Here is a 16,111-nt window from a genome sequence, read left to right on the forward strand (position 1 = left end):
CGGGCGGGTGCGGAGAGCGGCTACCGGGCCGTCACGGTCAGGCTGGTGCACGGAGTGCCGGCCTCGGGGCCGAGCAGGTCGAGCGCGAACCCGTCCGCGGTCCGGCGGCCCCGCAGCCGGGCCGGCTGGCCGCAGAACAGCGGCCTGTTGTTCCGATGTCCCACCCGCGTCACCCGCTCGGCCCGCCCCTCCAGCCGCAGCGTCTCGGCCAGGGCGAGCGTCATGAGCGGCCCGTGCACCACCAGGCCGGGACACCCCTCCACCCGGGTGGCGTACGGCCAGTCGTAGTGGATGCGGTGGGCGTTGGCGGTGGCGGCCGAGAAGCGCATGAGCAGGGTCGGGTCGGTGTCGAAATGCCAATCCCAGGCGCCCGCCCCGCGGAACGGGGAACCGGCCGTACGCGCCGCCACGGCCGCCTCGGCCGCCGCCGGGCTGCCGGGCGCGGATGCCCGTCGCCACCCACCACCGACGAGACGGGCCACCGGGCCAATGCCGCCCAGTGCCACAACGGCGGCAGTTCCTCGCCCGGACGGCTCCCACCTCCGCATGCCCTCGACCACCATCCGCCCACGGTACGTCCCGACCGTGTCGGGATCGCCCCGGGGGGAAGGGGCGATCGTCAGCGGACGGCGATGATGCCACTCGGGAGCAGCGCGCCCAGGGTGGTCGTGTCGTTGACAAGGTTGAGCATGTCCAGCACCGGTTGCACCAGCGCGCCGACGGGCCCGCCGGCGGCAATCGAGTCGGCGGAGGCCGGAGTGGTGAGGACGGTGGTCAGCAGCGCGCCCCCGGCGAGGGCGCAGGCGATACGGCCCATGAGCTTCATGGACACCTCCGTGAGAGTTACCGAGAGTGATCGTCTAGCACCTTACGTGATCGAAGGGCGGACACCCGGTAAGGCACACGGTCAGGCGGGCTGGACGGGAATCATCACCTCGACCGTCGTGCCCGCGTCCGGGGCGCCCGTGACCAGGCAGATCCCGCCCAGCTCGGCCGTACGCTCGTGCATCGAGGCCAGGCCGACGCCCGGCCGGTGGCCAGGGGGCAGGCCGACGCCGTCGTCGGCGACCAGCAGGCGCAGCGCCCCGGGCTCGCGGCGCAGCTCGACGCGGACGCGGGTGGCGCGCGCGTGCCGCCGCACGTTCGTCAGCGCCTCCTGCGCGATCCGGTAGACGGCCACCTCGACGGCGGCGGGCAGGCCGGTCAGGTCACCCTCGGTGACCACCTCGGCGGCCGAACCGTCCGGCCCGGCCAGCGCCCGTACGGCGGCGGCCAGGCCCAGGTCGTCCAGGGCGGGCGGGCGCAGGCCGTAGACGAGCTGCCGCAGGTCGCCCGTGACCGCGTCCATGCCGGTACGCAGCTCGCCCAGCAGCCCGTCGGCCGCCTCGGGAGAGGTTCGCAGGCTGAGCCTGGCCATGTTGACGGTCATGGCCAGGCCGCTGAGCGTCTGGCCGAGGCCGTCGTGCAGGTCGCGGCGCAGCCTCCGGCGTTCCTCCTCGCGGGCGGCCAGCATACGTTCGCGGGAACGTTGCAGGTCGGCCGCCATGCGCACGGCGTGGGCCACGTCGGCCGCGTACGGGACCAGCGTGTCCAGCACCCGCTCGTCGTGCGCGGCCGGGAAGCGGCGCGGTGCGGGCGGGCCGATCAGCAGCCGCCCCACCCACTCGCCGTGCCAGACCAGGGGCACCTCGCGCGGGCGGTCGCCGGCCTGCTCGCGGTCCGCGCTCGCCACGATGACCGGGTGGCCGGGCTCGCCGCTGGTCACCTCCACCGCGACCCCCTGCACCGCCAGGCCCTCGCGCAGCACGCCGACCACCGCCGCCAGCGCCTGGCCCGGATCACCCCGGCGTACCTCCTGGGCCAGCCGCTCGGCCAGGTCGCGCGGATCGCCCACCGAACCGTAGAGCAGCCGGTCGACGGCGCGTTGCAGCGTCCGGCGCAACGGCTGGAAGAACGCGCCCGTGAGCAGCGCGGAGGCGAGCCCGGCGACCTGGTGGTACCCCGCCACGACCAGGCTCGACAGCGTGGCCATCCCGAAGTAGACCCCGCCGATCACGGCCAGCAGCCCGGCGGCGACGAACGTCCGGCTGACGACCGTGTCGATCCCGTAGAGCTGGTGGCGGGTCACCGAGAACACCAGCGCGACCGGGATGAGCGCCGCCCAGACGATCGACAACCAGGTCAGCTCCAGCGCGACGACGCCCACGAGCATGAACACGATGTACCCGCCGAAGGCGAACAGCGGCCAGCCGATCTGCCGCCGGCCCACCGGATCGGCCCGGCGGAAACGCAGCAGCAGCGACCAGGCGGCCAGCGGCAGCGTCGCGAGGATGCCGGTCCAGGCCATCGGCGAGACCACCGGCCAGTACGGCGCCAGCTCCGGGATCTCCAGCGGGTTGTGGATGACCGCGGGCAGCGGGTAACCCTCGGCCGGCGGGTCCGGCCGTACGAACATGTGGGTCAGCTCGACCGCCGTGGACACCACGCCCAGCAGCACCACGGCCCGCCAGCGCCGCGACGGCAGCCTGCCGTCGGGGGAGTAGAGCGGCAACAACATCTCCAGCATCAGCCCGGACACCGCCCAGCCGATGTGGGCCGGGAACCGTACGAGCCCGGCCAGCTCGATGTTCCCGTCCGCCGCGGCGGACAACATCGCCGCCTGGCAGAACGTGTTGACCGCGCCGCCGACGCCGCCCGCGCACATCAGCCACGCCAGCCTGAGCCCGGGCCGGTGCGCGATGAGGAACGCGGCGAACGCCGGGAACGTGGCCCCCGCCGCCGCCAGCGGCGTGAAGATCTCCGGGACCTGCCACTCGGCGGGGAGCGCGGCGTAGAGCAGCACGGCCGCGAGCACGAGCACCGGCGAGACCACGGCCAGGACGACGGCGACCACCCGGGTTGCCCACGCCATCCGTCCCCGCCTTCCGGCTGCCCGTTCCCGCCCGACCCTAGCGTGCCCGCCGGGCGTCGGCTATGACGCCGATCACCGCAGGGCCCGCAGCAGCTCGGCCCGGTCCAGGTGCTCGACCTCCCACGTACGGGATCGCAGGGTGCCCCGATGGCGGTAGGCGCGCATGATCGCGACGTGTTCGCGCAGCCGTACGAACCCGTGCAGGTCCTCCTCGCTCCGCCACACCGACAGCGAACCGACGCGGCGGCCGGGGACATCGGCCCACAGCCACATGCCGACCGCGCCGGGCAACTCCGGCCAGTGGCGGCTCAGCGAACGGCCGTGCCGGACGATGCCGGGCAGGTCGAGCAGCCGCCGCATGCGGAAGTCCGTCAGGGCGGCCACCAGCGGCCCGGGGCTGCGGCTCTCGGGGCCGGCGATCCAGCGCGAGGTCAGCATGGGCGTGCGTCCGGCCCTTCGGTGGACGGCGTCTCTTGAGTCATGCCGCACAAACTATATTAACGACCGATCGGTTGCATACTTCAGGAGGTCTGGCCAGGGGACAGCGCGGCGGCGAGCTCGCGCCAGTGGGGCATCGCCGTCCCGCCCGGCTCGATCCCGATCACCTGGACGGCGACGTGGTCGGCGCCCGCCTCGACGTGGCCGCGGAGCCTGCCCGCAATGGTGTCCAGGTCGCCCCAGAACACCAGGTCGTCCACCAGGCGGTCGCTGCCGCCGCCGCTGATCTCCTCCTCCGTGTATCCCAGCCGCCGGAACTTCGCCACGTTGTACGGCGAGCTCAGGTAGAGGTGCAGGTGCTCGCGCGCGACGGCCCGCGCCACGGAGGGGTCGGTCTCGAACAACACCGCATGCTCGACGGCCAGGAACGCGTCCTGGCCGAGGAGGTCCCGCGACTCGGCCGTGTGCGCCACGTTGACGTGGTAGGTCTGGGCGCCGGCGGCCCGGTCGCGGGCCAGTTCGAGCATCTTGGGCCCGTACGCGGCCAGGATGCGCCGCACCCCGGACGCGGGCGCCGGGTTGGGCGTCTCCAGCTCGTCCATCTCGTCCAGGTAGGCGCGCATGGCCGCCAGCGGCGTCGTCCCCGGGCGGGGCTCGCCGCCGAATCCCAGGCCGAGCAGGTGCCGGTCGGGGTAGGCGTCGGCCAGCAACAGCGCGGCGCCGTACGTCCACTTCGCCGCGCGGGCCCAGGCTCGGGCGATGCCGTTCACGACGTGCATCCGTTGTGTGGCCGACAACAGGAAACCGGCGTGCGTGAGCGCCTCGCGTCCGAGCAGCTCGGGCACCCAGAACGCCCGCCAGCCCAGCTCCTCCAGCTCCTGGATCGACTCGCGCATCCGCGCGGCCGGCTGGTGTTCGAAGTCGAACGTGTAGATCCCGAACGTGCCGAGATCCAGGCCGTCGATGGTGGCCATGGGGGTCCCCTCGTCATCTGTCGATCATTAGAGATATAGAAATATCGCAAAATGTCGATACGACACAAGTCGAGGATCCCGCCGGCCGGCCGGTCGCCGCCTCTACAGGGTGTGGCCGAGCGTGGCGACGAGTTGCGCGATGCGCCGTTCGTCGCGCTTGTAGTGGGTCCACTTGCCGACGCGGGTGGCCCGTACCAGCCCGGCGCGCTGCAACTCGCCCAGGTACGCCGACACCGTCGACTGCGCCAGCCCCACCCTGGCCTGGATGTGGGTCACGCACACCCCGACCTCCACCGGGTCGGCGATCGCCCCCTCCAGGGAGAAGTTCCGCTCCGGCTCCCGCAACCACGACAGCAGTTGCAGGCGTGTGGGGTTCGCCAGCGCGCGCAGGGCGTCGGACAGCTCGGAATCGGTCATGAGTGAGGACTCCGTCATGGATGCGATCATAGGGAGTCATCGACGCATCGCAGTAATCCGATGCGTATCGGTTCATGATGGTCCGAGCCTTCTGGGAGTCCGAATGAGCGACCACACCCCCGCGTCCGGTCTTGAGCGTGATGAGCGGGCGTTGCTGGAGCGGGTGGCGCCCGGTCTCGGGGATGGCGAGCCGGTCGTCCGGGAGGGGCAGTTCCACCGGGTGGTGGTCGGGCCGGATCGGGTGGTGTGCCTGCCGCGTACCCGGGCGGCGGCCGTACGGTTGCCGCGGCGGGCCGCCGTGCTGCGTGTACTCGCCGGGCTCGATCTCGGGTTCCGTACGCCTCTGCCGCTGTCGGAGGGCACGGGGGAGCCGCCGTACCTGGTGCTCACGCGTGTGCCAGGGGCGCCGTTGGAGCCGTACGAGGTGGCCGACCCCCGGGTGGCCGACGCGGCGGCGGCGCAGTACGCCGCGCTGCTGGCCGGGCTCGCCGCGGCGGGCGCGGACGAGCGGGCCCGCGCGGTCCTGCCCGCGCCGCGCGACCAGTGGCGGCGGTTCGCGGCGGAGGTCCGCGCCGACCTGTTCGCCCTCATGTCGCCGGACGGACGCCGTCGCGCCGAACGGGAACTCGCCGCGCTCGACGATCTCCCGTACGTCGCCGAGGCCGTGGTGCACGGCGACCTCGGGCCCGAGAACGTCCTGTGGGAGTACGAGGACGGCCTGCCCCGGCTCGCCGGCGTGATCGACTGGGACGAGGTGACGATCGGCGACCCGGCCGAGGACCTGGCGGCCCTGGAAGCCGGGTACGGCGGGGACTTCCTGGCCCGCGTACTGGCGCGGACGGCCTCCGCGGACGCCGCCCTGGCCGCCCGCGTCACCGCCATCCGCCACACCTTCGCCCTGCAACAGGCCCTGTCCGCCCACCACGACGGCGACGCGGAAGAACTGGCGGACGGCCTCACCGGCTACCGCTGACCACCCCGCGGCGACGACAAGAGCGGCACCCGCGCCGCGGGCTCTCCCGAACCCGCGCCGCGGGCTCTCCCGAACCCGCGCCGCGGGCTCTCCCCGGACCGGGGCCGCGGGCTTTCCTCAAGGGGTCGGGCTTTCCTCAAGGGCGCGTAATCCCCGCTGACCAGCACACCCTTCACTTCGTCATGCCCAGGTAGATCCCCAAACCCAAAGTAATCCATCCAGTCAAGGCGATTGCCTTAAATAAGGCGATCGCCTTATATTCCGAAGTGTCGGGCTTTCAAGCTGGAGGACGCATGACTGCAGAAGCGATCCCCGATTTCCCCTTCGACCGCCCCATGGCGCTGGAACCGCCGCCACAACTCGCCGACCTGCGGGCGAAATGTCCCGTGTCCCACGTACGGCTGCCCAGCGGCGACGTGGCGACCCTCGTGACCAGGTACGACGACGCCCGCGCCGTGCTGGCCGACCCGCGCTTCAGCCGCAACCTCGCCCGCGACGGCGCCGCCCGGCTGTCCACCACGGAGGACGGCGGCCTGTTCAGCCGGAGCAAGGAAGGCGCCGGCGACATCAACGAGGGCGAGGGCCACATGCGCTGGCGGCGGCTGCTGAGCCGCTGGTTCACCGCGCGCAAGATGGAGGTGTGGCGCTCCCGGGTCGAGGTCATGGCCGAGGACCTGCTGGACGACATGCTGGCCAAGGGCTCCCCGGGCAACCTGTCATCCGGTCTGGCCCTGCCCCTCCCGGTACGCGTCATCTGCGCCCTGGTCGGCGCGCCGAGCGAGGACCAGGACAAGTTCGCGCACTGGTCGCGCACGATGCTGACGCTGACGCGCAACACGCAGGAGGAGGTCGACGCGGCCTACCGGGAGTTCAACGCGTACGTGTCGGACCTGGTCGACCGCAACCGCGCGAACCCCGGCGACGACCTGCTCAGCGAGCTGACCCAGATCAGCGACGCCGAGGACGGCAGGCTCAGCCAGGCCGAGCTCATCGCCACCGTACGCGGGCTGCTGCTGGCCGGCCACGAGACCACGTCCAACATGATCGCGATCATGACGGCGATGTTGCTCTCCGACCGGCGGCGCTACGAGGCCGTGATCGACGACCCCGACCTGATCCCCGGCACGGTGGAGGAGGTCCTGCGGCTGGACAGCACGTTGTCGGCGATCGGCGGCGTGCCCCGGTTCATCACCGAGGACGTCGAGCTGGGCGAGGTCACCGTGCCCGCCGGCAGCACGCTGATCCCCAACGTCCCCGCCGCGAACCGCGACCCGGCCAAGTTCACCGATCCCGACCGGTTCGACCCGCGGCGGGACAACGGCAGCCAGCACCTCACCTTCGGCGCCGGCCGCCACTACTGCCTCGGCCAGCCGCTGGCCAGGGTGGAGCTTCAGGTCGTCCTGGGCCTGCTGACACGCCGCCTGCCCGACCTGCGGCTGCGCGACGCTCCCGAGGACCTGCGGCTGCGTACGGGTGGTCTGTCCGGCGGCCTTCAGGATGTCTGGGTCACCTGGTGACCTTCTGTCCCCTTCCGGCGGCATGGGATACTCGCTCGGGGACGGTGCTGTAGACAAGATCGAGGACGGTCATGGACGTCAGTACGGCGGTCGCCGCGCCGCCTGCCCGCTCGACCCGCGTCAAGGACAAGATCATGGCGACCGCGGAGCGGCTCTACGCCGAGCACGGCTTCGCGAACGTGTCGATCAGGATGATCCGCGAAGCGGCCGGCCAGCGGAACAAGTCCGCCGTCCAATACCACTTCAGCACCCGTGACGAGCTGATCCAGGCGATCCTGTCCCGGCACGCGGCCGCCATCGACCTGCACCGCCTGCCGATGGTGGCCGCGCTGGAGGCGTCCGGCGAGGTGACGTTGCGCGACTGGATCACGTGCGCCATCGCGCCGAGCATCGAGCACCACATCGAGCTGGGCACCCCGTCCTGGTACGGACGGTTCCTCGCCCAGGCCGTCGTGGAGCCCACCTTCCGCGAGTACGCGGCACAGGCGACGCTGAGCACGCCCTCGTTCCGCCGCCTGGAGCTCCTGCGCCCGCCGTCCATGCGGGACCGGGCGCTGGAGTTGTCCGAGCGGCAGGCGGCCATGATCCGGCTGCTCGTCGTGCACATGAGTGCCGAGCTGGAGGCCGACCTGGCCGCCGGCCGTGCCGCCGCCTCCCCCGAGCAGGCGTGGCGCTCGCTGGGGGACAACCTGATCACCGCCGTGTGCGGGCTCAGCAGCGCCCTGCTGCCCTAGAAGAAGTTCAGCGCCGCGTTCAGCACGTCGTCGATCGGCAGGCTGTTGGGCCGCAGGTTGACGTCCGGCAGGTCTTCGTCCGGGATGTCGTCCTCGCGTGCGTCGTCGTTCGGCCGGGGCCTGTTCCGTACGTCCCGGACCTCGTCGTCGCTGACGCGGGGGGCGCCGAACCGGCGGACCGCGTGGTAGTACATCAGGGCCAGGGCCTCGCAGCTCGGACGGCGGAAGAAGGAGTACTGGGCGCACACCCGCTGCAGGTCGAAGTAGAGCGCCTGGTCGATGCGCTCCTTGTTCGCACGGAACTCGTGCACGGCCTGGTAGTTCCGGTAGCCGAAGTCGTGCCGCCGGCACGCCAGCCGGAAGTCGAAGCCGAGCGGCTCGTCCGGGCTGCTCGAACAGCCGTCGCTGGACCAGTCGAAGCCGAAGTCCGCCCACGACCGCCGGTCCTTCCAGGCGTCCCGCCAGGAGGCGGCGCTGGCCGCGGTGGGCTGGGTGAGCCCGGCGAGCGCGGAGAGCTTCTCCTCCTGCGTCACCGCGTGGGCCGGCGTTGCGATCGCCAGGGCGGCGACCAGAGAGAGCGCGAGCGGGACCGGCGCCACGAGAGCCCGTCTGACCATGGGAAACCTGCCTGTCTCGACCGGGACGGGAAAATGTCATGGCCAGATTCACCCGCGACCCCGCCGACGGCCCGGATCTGCAGGAAAACCGGCGGCAAAATCCTGGCCGTTTTCCCGGTGCGGGCCCCACTTTCAGCAACACAAGCAGATGAGCCCGACATCACCTCCTTTATCGGCTTTGAGCCGTGTTCGTGGTGATTCGCGGGTGGGTCATCGCGGGCCGTCCGCCCAGTTCATCTCCTCCGCCCGTGCCAGGGCCTCCGCCAGGGGCGGGACGTCCCAGACCGCGCGTTCGGCGTCCGTCGTGACGGGGTCGACGCGGTAGAGGGACCAGTGGCCGCCCGTGTCGACGTACTGGGTGCCGTACCGCTGGGGCAGGCCCATGTGCAGCAACCATCGGTCGAGGGCCGCCGCCGCCAGCCGCCGGGCCGGCCGGCAACCGGCGTCGGCCGCCCGCCGCGACAACTCGAACGCCAGGTGGTAGTGCTCGGCCAGCCCGCCGTGCTGCATCACCATGGCCAGGTGGTAGTAGTCGCCCGGCGACCTGACCTCGCCGGCCGCGAACTTCTCCATGCACCGCGCCCGCCGGGCCAGGTCGCGCCCGCCGCCGCCGTCCCTGAGCACGCCGTCGCGCCGGTCGTCCTGGTCCCGTTCGAACAGCTCGCGCAGCTCTGGATCGCCGGGCGCCTCGCGGTCGGGGTCCGCGAGCTTGGCGAGGATTTCCGGAAGGCTGAACATTTCGCCGCGCGGCGCGGCCCACCATCGGCGCGCCGCTCGCTCGCGGCCCTTTCCAGTACGGTTATCCGCCACGCCTGCCAGCGTGCCGGGACAGATCGAAGTTCGCAAGACGGCGGCACGCCGCAATATAGGGAAAATGTAGGCCCGGCTCCCGTTGACGCATTTTGCGACCGGGGCCATGATGGCCGCGAAAGGAGTGCCTCGACCTCCGTCTGAAATGAGGAATACGTGATCCGGTTTAAGGATGAAAATTATCGCCGTCCGCGCCACCCGGCAGAGGCGTCCGCCCCGCTGGTCGGCGGCAGGGGCTGAGCGGATGCCCCTCGCGCCGGACGGTGCGGCGCTCATCGGCGCGCGCCGGATCGAGCCGGCCGCCGATTTCGTGCCGCACGAATTCAACCGGCCCGGAGTGGACGCGCCGACGGCCATTGACGCGGGCCGCGCACATTGGTGTGGAATTCTAGAACGATCACGAAGAAGCGTTTCTCGGCGAGTCGCCAAAAGCGCCCGGCAGTGCCGTCCGGCTCCTTTCCGGGCGGGCCCGGAGTGGAAATGGTTCGTACGCGATGGGACGGCCCGCGAGTACGGGCCCGGCATTCCGCGTCCGTCGCTCGCCGGCGAGGGGGCGAGCGACCCGGAGGGCGCGGCCGGGGCGGCGAGGCGGCATGCGTGACCTCGCCGCCCAGGCCGCCGACGCACTGCGCGCCCTGGACGAGGCGCTGCTCGCGCTGCTGAAGGCGCTCCCGCCCGAGAACGCCGGCGCCCGCGCGGCGCTCAGGGCGGAACTTCTGCGGGCCGGGGTCACGGACGAGGTCGCGAGCCGCTGCCTGACCGTCCTGCGGACGGTGTTGTCCGAGGAGAACGGGCGGCCGAGCGACTACATCGGCGTGGCGGCGGTGTTCGAGTGCGCCTTCTGCGGCTCGGCGCCCGATCCCGCGGACCTCGTCGTCGGCAAGTCGGTCTCGATCTGCCTGGGCTGCGCGCTGCTGGCGACGGCCGGGGCCACGCGCGGGGATCGGGAGCCGGTCGAGCGGCCGTGCGCGTTCTGCGGCGCGCGGGCGGTGCCCGACCACCTGCGCGCGGACGGGGACGTGACCGTCTGCCACGCCTGCGGTGAGCTGGTGCTCTACATCATCGCCAGCAAGAAGCGCGCCGGCTGACCCTAGGCGTCGTCGCGGACGGTCTTGAGCACGCCGTACAGGATCTCCAGGCCGCCGAGGACCATCAGGACGACGCCGACCTTCGACGGCGTGACGATGAAGATCTCCTCGTCCAGTCCGAACAGCCAGAGCGCCAGGCCCGCCACGAAAGTGAGCGAGCCCGTGAGAAGCGTCTTGCGGGCAGAGGCCATCTTCGGTCCTTCCGGGCAGGTCATGGGGTCTGAGACGACCCTAGTGACGGCCCGGCGGCCGGAACTCCTGCCGGTTGACGAGATCGGGCTACATCCTTCGGCTGACGGCCCGAGGGCTCACGCGGCGGTCATCCGCCCTGCGTGTAGATGGTCCGCCAGCGCGAGCACCTGCCGACCGGGCGCTTGGAGGTGCCCCGGCACACCTGCGCCCGGATCTGCAGCACCCCGCCGACGCCCTTCCGGAAGGAGCCCGTGCCCGGTACGCAGTTGTAGATCCCGAACGTCCGCCAGCGCCCGTTGCTCGCGCTCTGGTACCTGAGGACCACCCACGAGCAGCCTTTGCCGCGGTCGTCGTCGAGGTAGCCGGTCACGGCGAGCCCCGACTGGCCGGCGACGACCTTGCCCCGGGCGCTCGCCAGGCCGTCGGTGGAGTGCAGGGCGCCCCACCTCCAGCTCGCCGGGTCGGCCGCGGCGGCGGTGCTGTGCGCGGCGAGCACGAGGACGGCGGCGCCCAGGGCGGCCAGGACTCGGGTCAGGCGATGGTTCGTCACCGGTCCAGGAGTACCGGCCGGTACTTGCGGGCGACTTGGAAGCGGGATGGGAACGGGAGACGGATGCGCAGGGGGCGTCAGACGGCGGGGCAGCGGGCCGGGGCGGTGCCGTAGGCGTACTGGAGGAAGTCGACCAGGTAGGCCGGCCAGGCGTTCCAGTCGTGGCCGCCCTTCGTGTAGCAGTAGCGGTGGCCGACGCCGAGGCCGGTCAGCGTCGCGTCGAACTCGCTCGCGTACGCCCCGAGGATCGGCTCGCTGACACCCCCGGCGTTGTCGCTCGCCCTGGTGTCGTAGCCGCACTCGGCGGGCGCGGGCTCGCTGCCCCCGGGAACGTGCGGGACGGTCGCGCAGCCGCCCGCGTAGAGGGCGAGGCGTCCGTCGTAGGGCGCGTACTTGCCCTGCGTGACCAGGTCGGCCGGGTTGGCCGCGGGCCAGTCGTCGACGGTCCGGCCGTGGAAGACGGTGGTGGTGTGCGGGCCGAACAGGGTGTCCAGGCGGTAGCGGCGCTGCACGTCCTGGTCGGGGACGGGCAGCGGGCTGCCGTTCTCGTACTTGTTGACCCGGAACTCGCCCAGGTCCGTCAGGTTGACGGCCGCGCCGGACTGCCACATCGAGTCGGAGATCGTGGCCTGGGCGGGCTTGGCGCGCAGGTCGATGCCCGGTGAGAAGGCGCCGATCACCGAGAACACGCCGGGGTGCGCGGCGGCGTACCTGAGCGTGCCGTAGCCGCCCATGGACAACCCCGCCAGGCCGCGTCCTGACCGGTTGGCGACGGTGTTGAAGTTGGCGTCGATCCACGGGATGAGCTGGTTGATGTGGTACGTCTCCCACTTCGGCGCGAAATATCCGTCCGTACGGCCGGCCCAGTCCGCGTACCAGCCGGTCATCCCGCCGGTCGGCATCACCACGATGCCCTTGAAGGCGCCCGCGGTCCGGACGAGGGAGACGAGGTCGGCCTTGGCGGTCCACGAGTCGTAGTTGTCGCCGCCCCCGTTGATCAGGTAGAGCGCCGGGTAGCGGGCGGCGCGCTGCGGGTCGTACCCCTTCGGGAGGTAGACGCGGACGGTGATCGGGCGCGACAGCGGGTTGATGACCGGCGTGCCGCCGGCCGCCTGGAAGATCGCGGTGGAGGTCATGGTGACGTCCCGCAGCTCAGAGCCGTCGCTCTGCGGGCGCCGCTGCACGTCGGCGCAGGTGATGCCGTAGCCGTCAGGGTGGGAGAGTACGGTCGCGCACGCGGCCGCCTCGGCGGGCGTCGCCGGCGCCGTCATCGCGCCCGTGATCAGCAGTAATCCGGCCAGGGTGGACGTGAACCGCATGGTTCTCCTTCGGTTCGGACTCCCGACCGTCCCAGGCTACGGACGGACCGGCGGTCGGGGCGTCAACCGCCGATCCGAAGAGGGTCAACCTGCGGGGTACATCGGCCGCCGTACCCCGCCGTCCGTCCCGCCCGCGGCTCAGCGCAGGTGGGCGGCCGTCCAGCAGTCGGGCGCGCCGGGCCGGCCGCAGGTCGTCAGACCTTGGAGGACCTTGGCCAGGTACGCCGTCCGGGTGTTGCCGGGGTCGTTGGACTCCTGGCGGGGATCGGTGACGGTGTCGTAGTACTCGGGCTTCGGGTCGCCCTCGTACTCGACGTACAGCTCACCGGCGGTGCGTACGGCGTTGTACGTGGGCGGCTGCGCGTTGCCCTTCTTCAGCCGGTCGGCGTCGGGGTCGGGTTTGCCCGGCGTACGCGGATCCGGGCGTACGTGCTCGACCAGGGCCGCCTGCCGCCAGTCCGTGACCTGCCGGCCCTCGATCAGGGGGAGCAGGCTGCGGCCGTCCCGGCTGTCGCGCGTCGCCGGGGCGATGCCGGCCATGTCGAGGAAGGTCGGGAACAGGTCCACGTTCTGGGCGATGGCGTTGCTCACCAGGCGGTCGTGTTGTCCCGTGGCCGGCCGCTTGACCAGCAGCGGGACCCGTACGTCGTGGTCGTAGGCGGTGGACTTGCCGCGTACCAGGCGGTGCTGGCCGAGGTGGAAGCCGTTGTCGCTGGCGAACACGACGTAGGTGTTGCCGCGCTCGCGCTCGGTCAGCGTGGACAGGACCCGTCCCACCATGTCGTCGACCGACTGGACCATGCGGATCCGGTCGCGGAAGTCCTCACGCAGCTCCTTGACGCGCTTGGCGCCGATCGGCTTGCGGCGTACCCAGGAGGGTTTGTCGGCGGTGTCCTCGTCGAAGGCGGGCAGGGTGGTCACGTCGATGGTGTCGCAGTCGGGGCCGCCGCAGTCGCCGTGGGGGAACTCGCCGGCCGGGAACCGATCCTTCGGCCGGTCGCGCGGCGCGGGCGGGAAGCGGGGCTCGGTGTCGCCGGGCTTGACGTCCACCCTGTTGTGCGGGGAGAAGGGGGACACCTGGAGGAAGAACGGGCGGCCGGGGGCGTACTCGCGGGATCGTTCGATGAAGGCGGTCGCACGCCTGCCCAGCTCGTCCACCAGGTACGTGCCCTTGGAAGGGGTGATCGGCCGCCGGGCGCCCGACTTCTCCTTGATGTAGCGGGTGAGCTGGTACCTGAACTCGTTGTAGCCGCCGCCCGCGGAGACGTGCCATTCGTCCCAGCCAGGGGGCACCTGGTAGCCGGGGCGGGCGGGGTACTCGTTGATGTACTTGCCCAGGTACCCCGTGCGGTAGCCGGCCTCGTGGAGGGGGACGGCGTACGTCCGGCCCTCGTGCTTGGCGAACGCCTGGTAGCCGCCGCGGTCGTAGCCCTGGTTGGTCCGTACGCCGGTGTTGTGGGGGAACTGGCCGGTGAACATCGTGGCCCGGGAGGGGCAGCACAGGGAGTCGGACACGTAGTAGTCGGTGAACGTGGTGCCGCCGTCGGCCAGGCCGCGGACCGTGTCCATGTAGGGGAGCAGGTCGGCCGACATGTCATCGACGAGGAAGAAGATGATGTTGGGCCGGGCGGGGGCGGCCGGAGTGGCTGGAGCGGCCGGGGTGGCCGGGGTGGTGGCGGCGGTCGCGCCGGTCGTGGGGGAGGCGACGAGCAGGGCGAGGACGACGGTCACCGCCACAGCCACGCTTCTCCTGATATTTCCGGACATCGACATGACTGCCTCGTTAGCGGTGGGGAGGGGAGGAATGGCGCTGCCAAGTAATACCAGACAAACCACCCATAAGACACAAAACCCCCACAATCCTCCAAGGTTGCGGCCACCGGATCCAGCCAGGCGAGAGGGAGGGCCCAGGCGGAAGAGGAAGGGCGACCCAGCGAGAGGGACTCAGCGAGAGGGACTCAGCGTGAGGGGTCCAGCGTTGAGGGGCCCAGCGTGAGGGGCCCAGCGTGAGGGGCCCAGCGTGAGGGGCCCAGCGTGAGGGGCCCGGTGGGAGAGGAGGGGGCCGGCGCATCCGACGGGCGCATCCCACGCGGGACCACGAAGGGCACCCGGACGCGAGACGCCCCTGCCTCGCATCAGGGCGGCCCGAATCGGGGTGGCTCCGCATCAGGGCGGCCCAGGACCGGGGGCTCCGGATCGGAGTCGCCTGGGTGAGGGCTGGCCCGAGGCGGGGGTGCGGGGGCAGGGAACCCGACCCTGGTTTACGCCAACGCCGACTCGGGTGAGGGCGCGGGGGCGATGGCCGATGGCGGGAGGCGGTGAGGGCGTCCGAGGCGGGAGTGTGAGGCCGGGTCGGGCAGGGCCGGGGCAGGGGGCGGGGCGTCGGGGGTGAGGTGGGCGTTGGGCTCGGAGTGGTGGTGCTTAGGGGGTGGGGTTAAGGGGTCAGGGTGCGGGTCAGGGTTTCTTTGACTGTGGCGCGGACGCGTGCCGGGTCGTCGAGGTCGAAGCCGACCACCAGGCCGTCCCTGATCAGGAGCAGGATGTCGGCGGTGCGCTCGGCGTCGGGGTGGCCGTCGGCGTCGAGGAGGTCGCGGTACAGGTCGCGGTTCCAGCGCCGGTGCTCGGCGATCGCCTCCCGTACGGGATGCGCCGGATCGGGGTACTCGGCCGCCGTGTTGACGAACGGGCACCCCCGGTACTGGGCGCTCGACCCGAACTCGCACATGAACGCGAAGATGGCCTCCAGCGTCTCCCGGGGCGAGGCCGCGCGGATCGAGGCGGCCACGGTCCGCTGCAGCGCGCTCTGCTCGGTGATGTACGCCCGGACGAGGTCGTCCTTGCTCGGGAAGTGGTGGTAGAAGGTCGCCTTGGCGACGCCCGCCTCCGCGATGATGCGGTCGATCCCCACCGAGTGCACGCCCTCCGCGTAGAACAGCCGTGCCGCGGTCTCCAGGACGCGGGCGCGCGCCGGGCTCGGACGGGGGTCCTTCGGGGTCGGTGCACTCACCCCTTGACGTTACCAGACAGACCTGTCTAGTCTCATGTCCAACAGACCAGACAGACAGGTCTGTCTGGCTCACCGAAGAAGGGTTCACCGGACATGAGCATGTACACCGCCATCGCCACCTCCGCCGGCCGTGACGGGCGCGCGGTCTCCTCCGACGGCAGGCTGGACGTCAAGCTGGCCCTCCAGAAGGAGCTGGGCGGCGACGGCGAGGGCACCAATCCCGAGCAGCTCTTCGCCGCCGGCTACGCCGCCTGCTTCGCCTCGGCGATGCGGCTCGTGGCGGCACAGAAGCAGCTCGACGTCTCGGACGCGTCGGTCACGGCGGAGATCGGCCTCTCGCCCAACGGCGCCGGCGGCTTCCAGCTCGACGCCACGCTCCGCGTCGAGCTGCCCGACGACATCGCGCCGGAGGCGGCCCGCGAGCTCGTCGAGGCCACCCATCAGGTCTGCCCCTACTCCAACGCCACCCGCGGCAACATCCCGGTCAACCTGATCGTCGAGTGACGACGGGCGCGTGCCCGAAGGGAAGATCGTGCGGGGGTAGAGGGCGGGCTTGGAGTGTGA

18 protein-coding genes are annotated in these 16,111 nt (G+C 71.7%); 5 read left to right on the top strand and 13 right to left on the bottom strand.

Translation table 11 applies throughout. From position 1 onward, the window contains the following. Nucleotides 1-20: 20 nt before the first annotated feature. The 6 genes from IEZ27_RS23695 to IEZ27_RS23720 form a co-directional block, all read right to left on the bottom strand. Nucleotides 21-482 (bottom strand): hypothetical protein, encoded by a 462-nt coding sequence (locus IEZ27_RS23695; protein WP_229824265.1) that lies wholly within the window; start codon nucleotides 480-482, stop codon nucleotides 21-23. Between the two features lie 137 nt (nucleotides 483-619). Next, the gene (locus IEZ27_RS23700) at nucleotides 620-826 is read right to left on the bottom strand and encodes a hypothetical protein (RefSeq protein ID WP_189649245.1); all 207 of its coding nucleotides are present in this window, start codon (nucleotides 824-826) and stop codon (nucleotides 620-622) included. A gap of 81 nt (nucleotides 827-907) precedes the next feature. Further along, complete coding sequence (locus IEZ27_RS23705) at nucleotides 908-2,911, bottom strand: sensor histidine kinase (protein ID WP_189649246.1); 2,004 nt, start codon at nucleotides 2,909-2,911, stop codon at nucleotides 908-910. Nucleotides 2,912-2,983: 72 nt separating this feature from the next. Then, nucleotides 2,984-3,349, bottom strand: coding sequence for a hypothetical protein (locus IEZ27_RS23710; protein ID WP_189649247.1), 366 nt, complete (start codon nucleotides 3,347-3,349; stop codon nucleotides 2,984-2,986). Nucleotides 3,350-3,432: 83 nt separating this feature from the next. Continuing rightward, nucleotides 3,433-4,323, bottom strand: a complete 891-nt coding sequence (locus tag IEZ27_RS23715; RefSeq protein ID WP_189649248.1) for a TIGR03620 family F420-dependent LLM class oxidoreductase — start codon at nucleotides 4,321-4,323, stop codon at nucleotides 3,433-3,435. Nucleotides 4,324-4,425: 102 nt separating this feature from the next. After that, entirely contained in the window at nucleotides 4,426-4,758 is a 333-nt protein-coding gene (locus tag IEZ27_RS23720) for an ArsR/SmtB family transcription factor (RefSeq protein ID WP_125636250.1), read from the bottom strand. An 85-nt stretch (nucleotides 4,759-4,843) separates the two neighbouring features. Between IEZ27_RS23720 and IEZ27_RS23725 the strand changes: the two genes are divergently transcribed. From IEZ27_RS23725 to IEZ27_RS23735, 3 genes are all read left to right on the top strand, one after another. Continuing rightward, the gene (locus tag IEZ27_RS23725) at nucleotides 4,844-5,713 is read left to right on the top strand and encodes a phosphotransferase family protein (RefSeq protein WP_189649249.1); all 870 of its coding nucleotides are present in this window, start codon (nucleotides 4,844-4,846) and stop codon (nucleotides 5,711-5,713) included. Nucleotides 5,714-6,006: 293 nt separating this feature from the next. Continuing rightward, nucleotides 6,007-7,230 carry a cytochrome P450 gene (locus tag IEZ27_RS23730; RefSeq protein WP_189649250.1) on the top strand — a complete coding sequence of 408 codons (1,224 nt, stop codon included), beginning with the start codon at nucleotides 6,007-6,009 and terminating at the stop codon, nucleotides 7,228-7,230. Nucleotides 7,231-7,301: 71 nt separating this feature from the next. Next, a complete protein-coding gene (locus tag IEZ27_RS23735) occupies nucleotides 7,302-7,964 on the top strand; it encodes a TetR/AcrR family transcriptional regulator (RefSeq protein WP_125636253.1) in 663 nt (220 codons plus the stop codon). On the opposite strand, the gene IEZ27_RS23740 is transcribed toward IEZ27_RS23735, so the two are convergent. Together IEZ27_RS23740 and IEZ27_RS23745 are read right to left on the bottom strand one after the other, a co-directional pair. After that, entirely contained in the window at nucleotides 7,961-8,581 is a 621-nt protein-coding gene (locus tag IEZ27_RS23740) for a phospholipase (protein ID WP_189649251.1), read from the bottom strand. The two genes, IEZ27_RS23735 and IEZ27_RS23740, sit on opposite strands and share 4 nt — an antisense overlap. Nucleotides 8,582-8,791: 210 nt before the next feature. Next, nucleotides 8,792-9,319, bottom strand: coding sequence for a hypothetical protein (locus IEZ27_RS23745; protein WP_189649252.1), 528 nt, complete (start codon nucleotides 9,317-9,319; stop codon nucleotides 8,792-8,794). A 665-nt stretch (nucleotides 9,320-9,984) separates the two neighbouring features. On the opposite strand from IEZ27_RS23745, the gene IEZ27_RS23750 reads away from it, so the two are divergent. Then, nucleotides 9,985-10,479 carry a hypothetical protein gene (locus tag IEZ27_RS23750; RefSeq protein WP_189649253.1) on the top strand — a complete coding sequence of 165 codons (495 nt, stop codon included), beginning with the start codon at nucleotides 9,985-9,987 and terminating at the stop codon, nucleotides 10,477-10,479. Between the two features lie 2 nt (nucleotides 10,480-10,481). Here the strand turns inward: IEZ27_RS23750 and IEZ27_RS23755 are convergent, their stop codons facing one another. The 5 genes from IEZ27_RS23755 to IEZ27_RS23775 all read right to left on the bottom strand — a co-directional run bounded on the left by IEZ27_RS23755 (nucleotide 10,482) and on the right by IEZ27_RS23775 (nucleotide 15,547). Further along, nucleotides 10,482-10,670: a DUF5708 family protein gene (locus tag IEZ27_RS23755; protein WP_125636256.1), complete on the bottom strand. Its 189-nt coding sequence runs from the start codon at nucleotides 10,668-10,670 to the stop codon at nucleotides 10,482-10,484. 128 nt (nucleotides 10,671-10,798) lie between these two features. Continuing rightward, nucleotides 10,799-11,221, bottom strand: coding sequence for a hypothetical protein (locus tag IEZ27_RS23760; protein ID WP_189649254.1), 423 nt, complete (start codon nucleotides 11,219-11,221; stop codon nucleotides 10,799-10,801). A gap of 77 nt (nucleotides 11,222-11,298) precedes the next feature. Continuing rightward, on the bottom strand, nucleotides 11,299-12,540 hold the full coding sequence (locus tag IEZ27_RS23765; protein WP_189649255.1) for an alpha/beta hydrolase: 1,242 nt from the start codon (nucleotides 12,538-12,540) through the stop codon (nucleotides 11,299-11,301). Between the two features lie 138 nt (nucleotides 12,541-12,678). Continuing rightward, the gene (locus tag IEZ27_RS23770; RefSeq protein WP_189649256.1) at nucleotides 12,679-14,283 is read right to left on the bottom strand and encodes a sulfatase family protein; all 1,605 of its coding nucleotides are present in this window, start codon (nucleotides 14,281-14,283) and stop codon (nucleotides 12,679-12,681) included. Between the two features lie 691 nt (nucleotides 14,284-14,974). Continuing rightward, complete coding sequence (locus IEZ27_RS23775) at nucleotides 14,975-15,547, bottom strand: TetR/AcrR family transcriptional regulator (protein ID WP_189649257.1); 573 nt, start codon at nucleotides 15,545-15,547, stop codon at nucleotides 14,975-14,977. Nucleotides 15,548-15,640: 93 nt separating this feature from the next. On the opposite strand from IEZ27_RS23775, the gene IEZ27_RS23780 reads away from it, so the two are divergent. Further along, nucleotides 15,641-16,051 carry an organic hydroperoxide resistance protein gene (locus tag IEZ27_RS23780; protein WP_189649258.1) on the top strand — a complete coding sequence of 137 codons (411 nt, stop codon included), beginning with the start codon at nucleotides 15,641-15,643 and terminating at the stop codon, nucleotides 16,049-16,051. Nucleotides 16,052-16,111: the final 60 nt, after the last annotated feature.

This window comes from Nonomuraea spiralis (genome assembly GCF_014648435.1).
Lineage (GTDB): Bacteria > Actinomycetota > Actinomycetes > Streptosporangiales > Streptosporangiaceae > Nonomuraea > Nonomuraea spiralis.

Bases quoted from the DNA above. Each gene is read 5' to 3' on its own strand.
- IEZ27_RS23725 (WP_189649249.1), top strand. From the start codon at position 4,844: ATGAGCGACCACACCCCCGCGTCCGGTCTTGAGCGTGATGAGCGGGCG.
- IEZ27_RS23705 (WP_189649246.1), bottom strand. From the start codon at position 2,911: ATGGCGTGGGCAACCCGGGTGGTCGCCGTCGTCCTGGCCGTGGTCTCG.
- IEZ27_RS23755 (WP_125636256.1), bottom strand. From the start codon at position 10,670: ATGGCCTCTGCCCGCAAGACGCTTCTCACGGGCTCGCTCACTTTCGTG.
- IEZ27_RS23765 (WP_189649255.1), bottom strand. From the start codon at position 12,540: ATGCGGTTCACGTCCACCCTGGCCGGATTACTGCTGATCACGGGCGCG.
- IEZ27_RS23780 (WP_189649258.1), top strand. From the start codon at position 15,641: ATGAGCATGTACACCGCCATCGCCACCTCCGCCGGCCGTGACGGGCGC.
- IEZ27_RS23745 (WP_189649252.1), bottom strand. From the start codon at position 9,319: ATGTTCAGCCTTCCGGAAATCCTCGCCAAGCTCGCGGACCCCGACCGC.
- IEZ27_RS23720 (WP_125636250.1), bottom strand. From the start codon at position 4,758: ATGACGGAGTCCTCACTCATGACCGATTCCGAGCTGTCCGACGCCCTG.
- IEZ27_RS23700 (WP_189649245.1), bottom strand. From the start codon at position 826: ATGAAGCTCATGGGCCGTATCGCCTGCGCCCTCGCCGGGGGCGCGCTG.
- IEZ27_RS23740 (WP_189649251.1), bottom strand. From the start codon at position 8,581: ATGGTCAGACGGGCTCTCGTGGCGCCGGTCCCGCTCGCGCTCTCTCTG.
- IEZ27_RS23750 (WP_189649253.1), top strand. From the start codon at position 9,985: ATGCGTGACCTCGCCGCCCAGGCCGCCGACGCACTGCGCGCCCTGGAC.
- IEZ27_RS23730 (WP_189649250.1), top strand. From the start codon at position 6,007: ATGACTGCAGAAGCGATCCCCGATTTCCCCTTCGACCGCCCCATGGCG.
- IEZ27_RS23715 (WP_189649248.1), bottom strand. From the start codon at position 4,323: ATGGCCACCATCGACGGCCTGGATCTCGGCACGTTCGGGATCTACACG.
- IEZ27_RS23710 (WP_189649247.1), bottom strand. From the start codon at position 3,349: ATGCTGACCTCGCGCTGGATCGCCGGCCCCGAGAGCCGCAGCCCCGGG.
- IEZ27_RS23735 (WP_125636253.1), top strand. From the start codon at position 7,302: ATGGACGTCAGTACGGCGGTCGCCGCGCCGCCTGCCCGCTCGACCCGC.